Annotated in this window: 12 protein-coding genes; 9 read left to right on the forward strand and 3 right to left on the reverse strand. The window is 34.9% G+C overall.

The genetic code is table 11. The annotated features are described in order from the left end of the window. Positions 1 to 51: 51 nt before the first annotated feature. Entirely contained in the window at positions 52 to 369 is a 318-nt protein-coding gene (locus I2F89_RS05595) for a MazG nucleotide pyrophosphohydrolase domain-containing protein (RefSeq protein ID WP_086335267.1), read from the reverse strand. A gap of 68 nt (positions 370 to 437) precedes the next feature. On the opposite strand from I2F89_RS05595, the gene I2F89_RS05600 reads away from it, so the two are divergent. Further along, positions 438 to 1,001: a TIGR00730 family Rossman fold protein gene (locus tag I2F89_RS05600; RefSeq protein ID WP_071867641.1), complete on the forward strand. Its 564-nt coding sequence runs from the start codon at positions 438 to 440 to the stop codon at positions 999 to 1,001. 450 nt (positions 1,002 to 1,451) lie between these two features. After that, the gene (locus I2F89_RS05605) at positions 1,452 to 2,279 is read left to right on the forward strand and encodes a class I SAM-dependent methyltransferase (RefSeq protein ID WP_071867640.1); all 828 of its coding nucleotides are present in this window, start codon (positions 1,452 to 1,454) and stop codon (positions 2,277 to 2,279) included. 169 nt (positions 2,280 to 2,448) lie between these two features. Here the strand turns inward: I2F89_RS05605 and I2F89_RS05610 are convergent, their stop codons facing one another. Together I2F89_RS05610 and I2F89_RS05615 are read right to left on the reverse strand one after the other, a co-directional pair. Next, on the reverse strand, positions 2,449 to 2,913 hold the full coding sequence (locus I2F89_RS05610) for a helix-turn-helix domain-containing protein (RefSeq protein WP_071867639.1): 465 nt from the start codon (positions 2,911 to 2,913) through the stop codon (positions 2,449 to 2,451). Between the two features lie 21 nt (positions 2,914 to 2,934). Next, positions 2,935 to 4,005, reverse strand: coding sequence for an ABC transporter ATP-binding protein (locus I2F89_RS05615; protein WP_229078051.1), 1,071 nt, complete (start codon positions 4,003 to 4,005; stop codon positions 2,935 to 2,937). A gap of 1,158 nt (positions 4,006 to 5,163) precedes the next feature. Here I2F89_RS05615 and I2F89_RS05620 point away from each other — a divergent pair. The 7 genes from I2F89_RS05620 to I2F89_RS05650 all read left to right on the forward strand — a co-directional run bounded on the left by I2F89_RS05620 (position 5,164) and on the right by I2F89_RS05650 (position 12,107). Then, the gene (locus I2F89_RS05620; protein ID WP_115357067.1) at positions 5,164 to 6,234 is read left to right on the forward strand and encodes a radical SAM/SPASM domain-containing protein; all 1,071 of its coding nucleotides are present in this window, start codon (positions 5,164 to 5,166) and stop codon (positions 6,232 to 6,234) included. 17 nt (positions 6,235 to 6,251) lie between these two features. Then, positions 6,252 to 6,515 carry a hypothetical protein gene (locus tag I2F89_RS05625; RefSeq protein WP_071867635.1) on the forward strand — a complete coding sequence of 88 codons (264 nt, stop codon included), beginning with the start codon at positions 6,252 to 6,254 and terminating at the stop codon, positions 6,513 to 6,515. A gap of 698 nt (positions 6,516 to 7,213) precedes the next feature. Beyond that, positions 7,214 to 7,957, forward strand: a complete 744-nt coding sequence (locus tag I2F89_RS05630; RefSeq protein ID WP_074801101.1) for an ATP-binding cassette domain-containing protein — start codon at positions 7,214 to 7,216, stop codon at positions 7,955 to 7,957. Next, complete coding sequence (locus I2F89_RS05635) at positions 7,932 to 8,603, forward strand: methionine ABC transporter permease (RefSeq protein ID WP_062805922.1); 672 nt, start codon at positions 7,932 to 7,934, stop codon at positions 8,601 to 8,603. The genes I2F89_RS05630 and I2F89_RS05635 overlap by 26 nt, the downstream gene beginning before the upstream one ends. A 10-nt stretch (positions 8,604 to 8,613) precedes the next feature. Beyond that, entirely contained in the window at positions 8,614 to 9,429 is an 816-nt protein-coding gene (locus I2F89_RS05640; protein WP_195513721.1) for a MetQ/NlpA family ABC transporter substrate-binding protein, read from the forward strand. 375 nt (positions 9,430 to 9,804) lie between these two features. Beyond that, on the forward strand, positions 9,805 to 10,971 hold the full coding sequence (locus tag I2F89_RS05645) for a carbohydrate binding domain-containing protein (RefSeq protein ID WP_195513723.1): 1,167 nt from the start codon (positions 9,805 to 9,807) through the stop codon (positions 10,969 to 10,971). Positions 10,972 to 11,375: 404 nt separating this feature from the next. Then, positions 11,376 to 12,107, forward strand: coding sequence for a hypothetical protein (locus tag I2F89_RS05650; RefSeq protein WP_195513725.1), 732 nt, complete (start codon positions 11,376 to 11,378; stop codon positions 12,105 to 12,107). Positions 12,108 to 12,154 lie beyond the last annotated feature (47 nt).

Here is a 12,154-nt window from a genome sequence, read left to right on the forward strand (position 1 = left end):
CACGATGGAAAGGGTTTTTCTAAAAAAATTGGAAATGGAATCGTGAGAAGACTACATATTGAACCGGTTCTCTAGTTTTTGTTTGTGGTGATGAATGATTTCTTCGAATGTTAAGTCATATTTATCAGCAAGAATCAGAACATTATCTAAGACATCACCCAATTCCTCCATCAGATTTTCTTTGTAAAAATCAATTGTTTGTATAGATTCATCCGGACGATCCCGACCGATTTCGAGACTTCGAACCGCTCTTGAAACTTCGCCAACTTCTTCAGTTAAAAAGCCGATACGGATAAATGGATCGTAGTCGTACCACTTTCTTTTTTTATAAAAATCAACTACCCAGTCATTGTATTCTTTCATGTTCATGTTGAGGTTAACCACCTTTCAATTATATAATTGCATAAGCTGAAAAAAATTTGGAAGGGGTTGCGGAAATGAACATTGCAGTCTATTGCGGAGCAAGCAAAGGGAATTCTCCAGAATTTGAACAAGTAACGAGAAGCTTAGGTGAGTGGATCGGGAAGAATGAATATCAGTTGGTTTATGGTGGTGGAAATGCTGGTTTGATGGGGATTATTGCTGATTCAGTACTAGGATCTGGAGGGAAAGTGACAGGTATCATGCCTGACTTTTTGGCAAAACGAGAACTAGCAAAAAAAGATGTCACCTCTTTGATGATCGTGTCGTCGATGCACGAACGGAAACAAAAAATGATTGAATTATCAGATGTCTATATTGCACTGCCCGGCGGTCCTGGAACCATCGAAGAAATTACTGAAGTAATTTCTTGGGGAAGAATCGGCCAGCATGTCAATCCATGTGTGTTAATGAATCACCAAGGATTCTTTGATCCATTAAAGCAGCAGTATCAAGCCATGGTCGATCAAGGCTTTTTAACAAGAGAAGACTTCGATAAAATTTTGTTTGCGGATGCACTGACAGAGATCCAGCCTTTTGTTGAACAGTATATCCCGCCTAAAATCAGGGAGTATAAATAAAGCCATTACTTGAACGCACCCCTTTCATAACGACTAATATAGTTGCCTGAGCCATTTGGACACATTGATCACCTTTAGGAAAAAAATGCTTTGGCATACTATTATTTTATAGATACGCTTCTTTTACGATCGTTTTATAGTCACCAGAGAAAAAATTGACAATTACAGGTATTCTCTATAGAATGAAACTATAAATTTAACAGAAAAAGGTGATGAATCCGGCATATCAGATGTTATATAATCAGTAACATGGGTATGACTGGAAGCGAGTAAATAAAATCAATTCAATAGGTTAAAAAATTAGCTGAGACACAGCTTTATTTAGCGTACCTATGTATTTGATTTTATTTTACTCGCATCTTCGCCTTATGCAGGGAAGCCGTAGAGTAAAATCTACGGCTTTTTTCTTTTGTTCAAATTTATAAAAAGAAAATGAGGAGATGGAAAACAATGATTGAAACACTTTTAAACCAACCAACACTTTATCAACAAACGAAAGGCGCATTTTGGGATGATCGTCACATCTCAAAACAAATGTTACAAGCACATCTTGACCCTGAATTTGAAGGTGCAAGTCGAAAAGCTGGGTTTATTGATGAATCTGTTCGTTGGATCAATACAGTAATCCCGCCGAAAACCTATCCAATGGTATTAGATATTGGCTGTGGTCCGGGAATCTATGCAGAAAAATTTAGTCGATTGGGGTATGAAGTAACGGGGCTTGATTTTTCTAAGCGTTCGATAGCATATGCCAAAAAATCTGCGGAAGACCAACAGTTACCGATTACGTACCATTATGCAGATTATCTGACAATGGATCTAGATAAACAATACGATATCATCACGATGATCTATTGTGACTTTGGGGCGTTATCAGCGAGTGATAGAAAACGATTATTGGAAAAAATTTATCAGCATCTAAAACCAACAGGAAAAGTTCTATTGGATGTTTTTTCGATGGCAAGTCATCAATCATTTGAAGAAAAGCGAGTTTGGGATACTTGTCCAGATGGAGGATTTTGGACAGATGAACCCCATGTGGCCTTGCAATATAATACAAAATACAACGAACGTGTAACTTTAGAACAAACGACGATCCTTACTGCGAACGAAACCAAAACTTATTATTTATGGATGACGTATTTTACAAAAGCAACTCTGCAAAAAGAAATGGAAGCGGCTGGTTTTGTTGTTAGTGGGTTTTACGGGGATGTAAAAGGAAGTCCTTATGATGAGAACTCGCCAACAATAGCTGTCTGGTTAACAAAAAAAGAGTAATAATTGCTTCTTGAATTTGAAGTAAAGGTGTTCAACCTTAAAAGATAAGAAGAGAGCTACAAGAACCTGTTGCTAGGTTTTGTGGCTCTTTTCTTGTTTTTTGATTTTACATATTGTGTGATTACGTCTGTCTACTTAATTTTTAAGAAGATAGGATCAGATACACAATTTAATCGTCTGTATAAGTTACTTCATAGATGTCCGTTTGTTGTTGCAACAAATGATTGATCCATTTGCCAAAATTGATGACATAGTCAAAACTTCCACTTAAAAGTAATTCTGCATGTTTTTCCTTATATATTTGGTAATAAAATAATCGGTCTTGATCATTAGCATAAACATCTTGATGGTAGTCAAGAATGTTATCTTTAAATGTTTGTATAGAGCTAACATGTTCAAAATACAGATTGAATCTTAGTGTATAAGGTAATTTGTTGATAGCAGAATCATTCTTGTCCATAAAAAAAACAAGTTGATGGCCCGCAATAAAGTCTAAAATATTATCCGTTGAAAAATACCATTTTCCTCCTATTTTCAAACCTGTCAGTTTTCCAGACTTAATGTAGTTGCGGATAGAACGTGTGGTAACATCTAACATATCAGCGACCTCATTGACAGAGTAATAATTTTCCATTGAAAATACCTTCCTTAAACGTTAATCTATCGTCTCTACATGAGAGGACAGTTGAATGATTTTATTCGCAAAAGCTTTATTCTCTTTATCATGGGAGGTGAATAAAATAATTTTATTTTGGTGCATCTTAATAAGTGTATTAAATATGGCATCCGCAGAGTCTTTGTCGATACTACTAGTACTTTCATCTAGAATCCATATCTTGCTGTCTTGGAGCATCATGCGAGCAATAAACACACGTTGCTTTTCTCCTCCTGAGAGATTGGCGCCATTGTCAACGATCAAAGAATCCCAGTTTTTGTTTTTAAAAATCGGTGCAAGAAGTGATGATTGTTTCAACGCTTCTTTTTTCTCGTCAGAAATCGTCTGACCGAGAGTGATATTGTATTCAAGAGTATTTGAAAAGAGTAGAGTCGCTTGAGAGAGATAGGTCATCTGTTCCCTGACTAACCTTGTGTCTAATTGTTCAATAGGAAGATCATTGATATATAGACCATTGCTTTCATAAAACCCCAATATTGATTTTATCAAGGTTGATTTTCCAGAACCAGAAGGACCTTCGATGTAACAAATATCTCCTAAATTCAATGTTTCAGTCAATGATAGATGGATTCTTTTTGCATTTGATGTCATCGTGATTTGCGGATCTTCAAATTTAATGCTAGTGATTTGGCCAATTGGTGTGCCAGATAAATCTTCTTGATGAAGTTCTAAGTTTTCTTGAACAAATTGTTGGTTTGCCACGACCGTTCGATAATCGACATTGATTTTGGATAAATCAGAAAGGGAAGTGAAGAAAATAGGCATTAGTATACTGACTACCATCATATTATTCAACTGGAGCTGTTGATTATACACCAAGTAGCTGATCGTTATAAAAATAATATTTTGAGAAAGTTGGTTGATGAATGAGACAGTATAACTAGTGATCTGGGCAAATTTATTTGTTGATGCCAAACTTGAATACATATTTTTGATGGTTGAGAAAGTTAACTGCTTCACGAAATCAAAATTCGGCAACATTTTAAATTGTTCTGGGTTTCCTAGTAGTAGAATCAAGTCTTTCTGAGCTTGAGCATTTTCGTCTTGCATTGTCTTGATTCTTAAATTAAGTGTTTTATTGATAAAAATATAAGAAAAAAGATTGATTGGGATCAGGATGAGTGTGATTAAAAAAATTACTGAATTAAGTGAAAAAAATATACTTAAGACAATGAGAATAGAGATGGTCGATTTTAGTACTAAAAAGAAGCTAGTTGTCATAAATGTGTAGGTTGTATCCACGATTCGAAAAATTCGAGAAACTAAATTCCCGGATTCTAAATTGATATATTTCTCAAATTTTAATGTATATATTTTAGATAATAGAGTGGAAAAGGAAGTTAAATTGAACTTTTCTGCAAAGTTTTCCCGATAAATGATCAGACAGACTTGGAAAATATATGAAAGTGTCATAGCACCGATTATTAGGAAAATAATAGAAAATATAGAGGAAGCTTGGTAGCTTTGGATACTGTTCAGTATAAATGGTGCAATCAAGGTGGTTAGTACAGTTACTAAGACTAACAACGTTGATATAAAGATATAAATATAGCTTTTCTTTGTAAGGAAGTTCATTTTTTTCCGCCCCTTAAGTAAATGTTTGACAAAATTTTATAAAACATATTATACTTTAGTTAGGAAAAAAAGTGAACTATATTTTCATTTTTTTTCTTAAAGCAGAAGGTAAGTGGTAGATTAGAAATTTAATCTGAAAAAGAAGATAGTTTCTGTTACTCCTTATTCTTGTGTTTATTGTATGTCACTAGTTCATAACATAAAGGAGGGGTGCAAATGTTTAAAAAACCTGAATTGAAAAAAATTGTGGGAGCATATACAGCTCCATGTGCTTGTGGTGTTATTTCTGGTCAAGGATCATAAGTGAAAAAGAGAACATGACAGTGATGTCTCTTCCAGACAAGCAAGCTGAGGTCTGCGAAATTTTTTGTGGATTTCAGCTTTTTGAAAGGGCTTTTATCAACACTTCCTACTTATTTTTGGTGCAGAAAGTGGGCGCTCCCTTCGGTTTACCCTGCGAAAACGAACTTGTGGTTTAAAAAATGAGGTGATTTTATCCGAATCAAAGAGAATCTTCATGCCTATCGATTCAATGAACAATTTATCGTACATAATGTCCTACGTAGTACATGGATATTAGTTGATCAAGAAGAATTAAACAAAATAAAAAAGCAAGATTACAAGCATCTACCAATGGCGACCCAGAAAAAAATGGATCTGTTTCAAATCCTTTTAGAGGACCCGATTGAAGTAGAAAAAGCGGAGCATGGAATACCAGAGACAGCTTATTTAGTTATGACCCATCAATGTAATTTGAAGTGTGTTTACTGCTATGCAGAAGCCAGTCCTGAAAAGGAATATGAGGATAGTTTAAACTTTGTCGAATGGATTGACGTTCTCAATCAATTGAAGGATTGTGGTGTAAAGAAAATTATCTTTACTGGCGGTGAGGTTGGGTTAAGTAAGGATGCGCTAAAATATATCGATTATGCCAAAAAAATTGGTTTAACTATTGGTTTGATCACGAATGGGACTTTAGTACGGAATGCAAAAGATGCAGCATTTCTAGCTGAAAGATGTGATTCGATCACCATCAGCTTAGATTCGATCGACCAAGTCGCAAATGATAAAAATAGAGGAAAAGGTTGTTATCGCATAGCAATGAGAGGGATTCAAAATCTATTAGACTTGAATTATCCAAATATTGCAGTCAATACGATTATTACCAATAATAATTTCAATAATATTGATGAAACGGTGGCATTTTTAAAGAAGAATAACATCAATTATAAATTAGGCGGATTCAGTGAACTAGGACGTGCAAAAATGGCAGAGATTTCTTTAACTGAGAGTGAGAGAACGGAAATCGAGTTAAAACAAAAGAACAAAAATCGGTCGCCATTTTTAAAACCCTTCGCCATCAAAGAATCCTGTGGACTTGGTGTTGGAGAATTTGCAATCAATCCTGTTGGTGATATATTTGCCTGTAAACTGTTAGAAACTGCTGACTACAAACTGGGAAATATTAGAGAAAAGCAACTTAGCAAGGTTTTTGGCGAAGAGAATATTGCTTTTATTCGCTCTCAAAGCATCAATCATTTAACAAAATGTAACGATTGTTCATTCCGCTACTTATGCGGTGGAGGATGTCGTGCACATCATTATTATGCAACCAATGATACCCAAGGTGTAGACGAAGCCGAGTGTAATTTGATCAAGGAAATCCTAAAGCATCAAATGGTTCGTAGCTGTACAAATGAATAACGAAAAGAGTGGAAGACATGAAACTCAATGAGAACATTACTTATGAAAAAATGGGGAATGACTTATACATCATGGTTGAGAGTGAACGTTTTGTTTTAGACAATGACGTAGCAATTGATATATTTGATTTGTTAAAGGCTGAATCGACGAAAGAAAACATAAAAGCCTTTGTGCGAAACAAGTATCGTTTAGATAAAGAATTTACAGATGAAGAAAAAGATGCTTATGTAGAGGAATTTTTGACCGTACTTAAAATTAATGGAATTATGACTGGATCTTGACGATCGTTGAATCTAGCAAAAAAAGCAGCAGCCTATCAAATTTGACGGGCTGCTGCTTTTTTTCGAGAGTAAACAGTTTTGTTCTGCTCTCGTTTTTAGTGTTGCTAAAAGTGGCACATCATTAACACTGTATGGACGAAAAGTACTAAAAACTACTTCCCCAAACAATTTTCAGTCCCGATTATTTCATCCATAATAATTGTATCCAGGATAGCTGTCATTCGTTCATGTATCAATAATCTAATTTTTGATACCATATAAGATAACGAACCAATCTATAGTGTATCATTAAATAAGCCATCCAATATCCAAATTATAACATCTTTTTACTTTCGCTCTATTTATTATTTTTTCTCAAATTAAAAAAAATAGTATACTAAATCAATTTGTTTTTAGATTTGATAAATTATGGAGTTCACCCATAAAAAATATATTTTAATCTCAAGATAGACTGGTCGAAAATGAATAAGTAAGCTATCTTTTATGAGCTTACTAGTACAGAAATAAAAACAGTACATATTTATTGGTGAGTAAAAAAGTTGCTTTTTGCTTTCTTTTAATAGATTATAAAAATAGAAGTTTTTGTACTTTATTTACTCTTTTAAAAATTCAGATAAATCTTTGGTTAACAATAAAATTAATACAGTTTTTTTCTTTGTGTTAATCTTTTAATTGCATTTATAGACTGGAGGAAAAATGTGATCGAGCTAGTAAATGTGTCGAAGCAGTATGAAAAGACCAAGTCGTTGCATAAGATTAGTTTTACGGTGAAACAAGGGGAAGTGATCGGGATTGTTGGGAAAAGTGGTTCTGGGAAATCGACCTTGTTACGTTTATTGAATTTGATGGAAACGCCTACTGAAGGTACGATCAAACTAAATGGTGTAGATGTTCAGTCATTATCAAAAAAAGAGCGCCGACAGCAACAACAGAAAATAGGTATGATTTTTCAACATCATAACCTACTTGAAAATTTACGTGTTTACGAAAATATTGCATTACCTTTAAAGTTACAAAGGAAGAAAGAGCCTAAAAAAATCAATGATCTACTCGATTTTGTTGGCATGAGTCATAAAGCAGAAAGCTATCCAGTCAAACTTTCTGGAGGTGAAAGACAACGGGTTTCTATTGCAAGAGCGTTAAGTAGGGATCCACATTTGTTACTTTGTGATGAAGCAACGAGTTCTTTAGACGAAGAAAATACAGAAAGTGTAGTTCGTTTATTACATAAAACACATGCCGAGTTTCAACCGACTATTTTTTTTGTTAGTCATGAACTGGAAACCGTCAAACGCTTATGTAAACGGATCTTAGTCATGGAAAATGGGCATCTGATCGGTGAATTGACGAATGACCCAAAACAGTACGAGGAAGAGGAACTAACCTATTTTGAAAAAATAAAAAGGAGTTTGACTGATGAACTTGCCCACAGCATTGATTGAATATTGGCCGTCTCTAATCAATAGTTTGAAAGAAACGGGCATCATGATGGCGATTTCCATGTTCGTTTGTGTGTTGGGAGGTTTGCCAGTAGGATTAGGTCTATATTTGACAAATCCTAAGGTTAGAGGGACCCATCCTTGGTTATACTGGTTGCTCAACTTCATCGTGACGGTCGTTCGCTCGTTTCCATATCTTTTATTAGTGATTGCGTTGATCCCAGTGACGCGATCGATTTTAGGAAAGGCCTTTGGACCTGTTCCTTCATCTATACCACTTAGTATTGTGGCAGTCGCAATTTTTGCTCGTTTAGTGGAGCAAGTGTTGTTAGATGTACCGGAAGAGATCTATGCCTTATCAAATTCATTAGGCGCTTCCCGATTTCAATACATCTGGCACTTCTTATTTGTTGAAGCGCGAAGCGGCTTAGTGTTGGCTTATACCACGACAACAGTTAGTATGATCTCTTATTCTACCGTCATGGGCGTCGTAGGTGGGGGCGGGATCGGTGATTTTGCTGTCCGTGTCGGCTATCAACGGTATGAGTATGGAGTCATGTATGTTGCTATTGTGATCATGATCGCTTTGGTCTTTATTTTACAAATGTTTGGAAACTTTGTCGCACAATCATTAGATAAACGAAAGTAGGAGAAAAGTTATGAAAAAGTTTTATTTATTTGCATTTGCTTTAGTTGGTGTTCTAGGCTTAGCAGCCTGTGGTGGAAGTAATGAAACCGCAGAAAGTAAAAAAGAAATCACTGTAGCGGTTCAATTGGAATCCTCAAAAGATATTCTAGAAATTGCTAAAAAAGAAGTAGAAAAATCAGGCTACACGATCAATATCATGGAAGTCAGTGATAATGTTGCTTATAATGATGCCGTCCAACATAAGGAAGCAGATGCAAACTTTGCGCAACACGAACCCTTTATGGAACGATTCAATCAAGAAAAAGACGCTGATTTAGTAGCTGTCCAACCAATCTATTATTTTGCTGGCGGATTTTATTCAAAAGAATATGATGATGTCAATGATTTACCAGAAAACGCTAAAGTGGGCATTCCTAGTGATCCAACAAATGAAGGTCGTGCGTTAGCGATTTTGAATGAGAATGGGGTCATTCAATTGAAAGACGGAATCGGTTTTGATGGTACAGTCGCAGATATTGTAGAGAATCCTAAAAATCTTACCTTTGAAAGTATTGATCTTTTGAATCTAGTAAAAGCTTATGATGAAAGTGACATTGCGATGGTCTTTTGTTATCCAGCATATTTGGAACCAGCAAACTTGACGACAGAAGATGCCTTGTTACTCGAAGACGAAGCAGCAAGCAAACATTATGCGTTGCAATTAGTTACTCGAGAGGAAGAAAAAGATAGCGAGAAAATCAAGGTGTTGAAAGAAGCGATGACTACACCAGAAGTCGCTGACTACATCAAAAATAATTCAAAAGGCTCAAATATCCCAGCATTTTAAACAACGTACTAACCATAACAAATAATATTATGAGTGACACCTTCATGCGTTATGTTCTGATAGATGACCTTCTTGAATGATCTCTAAAATAAAATTCAAAAAAATACAGCTTTGTGCTGTATTTTTTTATTTTATCCAAGAAAAAGAATAATTGAAATCATTCGATAAATCTATTGGGCTATTGATTTTTTTGCAATTATTATCCATTACATATTTTTGTTCAGTGTTATGTTTCCATAAAAATATTTTTCCGGAAAAAAGTGTTTTCTTGTTGAGATATTTATCAGTTATTCTTTTTAGAGAGCGAGATAGATTATGTTTTATGGTTCACTGTATAACGAATTATCCGCTAAAAAAATAAATAAGGAGCTTGAGATGAAAAAAAACAACTTGAAAAAAATTGCAGCAACAAGCATGTTACTTCTTACGTTAGGAGGACCGGTCGTGACATCTGCGACAAGCCAATCAACAGGCGATTCGGCGAATGTCAGTAATCAGGTAGAAGAACAGTTAACAATCAAAAACGGTGACTTCAATGATGGTTTGAACCATTGGATCGTGTCTAGTCCAGGTACACAGAATCCAACAATCGAAGAGTTAAGCGGAAATAAATATGCAGTTGCTACTTATGGAGAAAACATTCATCAATATTTGGCACTGAAACCAAACACGACCTATACATTCGGCTATGATGTAGCAGGTAGCGCTGATTTTCCAGCAAAAGTTGAATTTGGTACGATGAATCATGATGAAGGTTTTATTTCGTTAGAAGAAACATCACACAACAATGAAAACTGGACACGTAGAGAATTTACATTTACTACCCCTGATACAGAGAATACATACATCATTCGTTTTTCTTCGACAGGAAATGGTTGGGCGAAATTTGACAATATTCAAGTAGAACCAGAAAAAACAGAAACGAGTTTATTGACTGTAGGAACACAAGATCGTGAAGCTTATGCGTATTTAAATTTAGATGCAGAACGTTTTAACAGTTCAGAACGATTGATGGTCTATGTTGATGGTCGTTATCATTTTGAAACCTATAAAGGTAAAACTTACTATTCATTTACAAGCAAAACCGATGAAGGTACTCAAGTACGTCGTAGCATTTCCGGTGTCAAAGGACAAGTAATCGAAGTCTATACCGCACCAAATTCACCTGGTCACAGCTCAACAGGCAAGCGCTTGTTAGAATCGATCACATTAGAAGAAGATTTAGCAGTGGACACTTCTTTATTAGAACATGCGGTGAAGAATATTCAATTAACAGGAAACAGATTAGACGTTGATTTTGATCGTGCAAGTTTCGAAGGAAACAACCGAATGTTCATTCGTAAAAATGGTGCCTATGTCGCAGAAATCTATAAAGGTAAAGTTTATTATGGATCAGTTCGTGAAAGAGCAGAGGACAACGTAAAAGTTAGTAAAACAATTGATTATAAATCTGGCGATGTAATCTCAGTTGAATTAAGCAGTGGAACACCTGGTGGTTCATCGAATGTGTTGCAAGTATTAGCAACGTATGAAGTAGAATAAATCGATCAGAAGCTGAAACAATAGGAGGTATCCTCCAAACAATAGGCGGCAACTACAAAATCTTTGTAGTTGCCGCCTTATTTCTCGGGAAATGTGAACAATTGTAATGATATAGGTAGCTTATAAAAGCAAGTGTCCAATGGATTTACTGTCATTATTTTGTCGGAAAATCAATCAATGACGCAAACCAAAATAAAAGATAAGGGAGTCAATCGAAGACTAATGCGTAACTGGAAGTTTAAATTTTATTGAATTAAAATCTTGGCTATTTGGGTTAAGTAAATCAAGTAGTTTCATTTCAAAATAGTTAAGTGTACATGTAAATTTCTTCGATTAGTTAAACTAAAAAGTTATTAATAATATACGTTATAATAATACTGATAAATTAAATAGAGGTGTTCAATATGAAAAAAATAGTACCAATCAGTATTTTATTATTAATTCTTCTCACAGGATGTGGCTCAAAAAATAATGAAACCGTTCAATCCACCAATGGTCAAATAATTGAAAGTAGGAATAAAAAAGAATCTTCATCTAATACAAGTGAGAATCATTCACAACAATCAACTGTTCAAAAATCAGAAGAAACAACTTCTACTCTTTCAGAAAGCAAGACAATAGAGTCTACTGTCTCAGAGAGTGAAATAACTGAAAGCGAACAGTCAACAACGATTCCAGAGGATTCAGCAACATCCTCAACAGTACCCTCGGAATCCATAAATGATCCGTTAAGTGTTTACTCAGATGAACAAATTGAATATGCACGCGTCTGGTTAACTACTAATGGTACAGCTTATAAAAATGATTTAGGTAATGCAGGTTTTACATTAACTGTTAACCATTCTCCAGCGGGTACAAAAATTAATCCTTATGATGAGAATAGTATAGTTTATCCTCAAGAGACGGTAAGCTTAACGGGAAAATATGGGTATCAAGGGTTAGTTGTTTATTCTAGTAACCATGATGGTTCAATAATGTATTATCCTGTACCAAGTCACTTTCAACAGTCAGATGATCCAGTTATTATGAAGCAGGAAGAACAGAAAATACTCGATAATGCGCAGAGAATAAATATACCTACGGGAAATACAGAAGATATCCAGATGTTGATTAGTGCGATGAACATCTTTAACTAATTAAAAAATATCCTATACTAGCTTTACTGATATATTAAAAAATAATA

Source organism: Enterococcus sp. 1001283B150225_161107_E12, assembly GCF_015556925.1.
GTDB lineage: Bacteria > Bacillota > Bacilli > Lactobacillales > Enterococcaceae > Enterococcus_B > Enterococcus_B mundtii.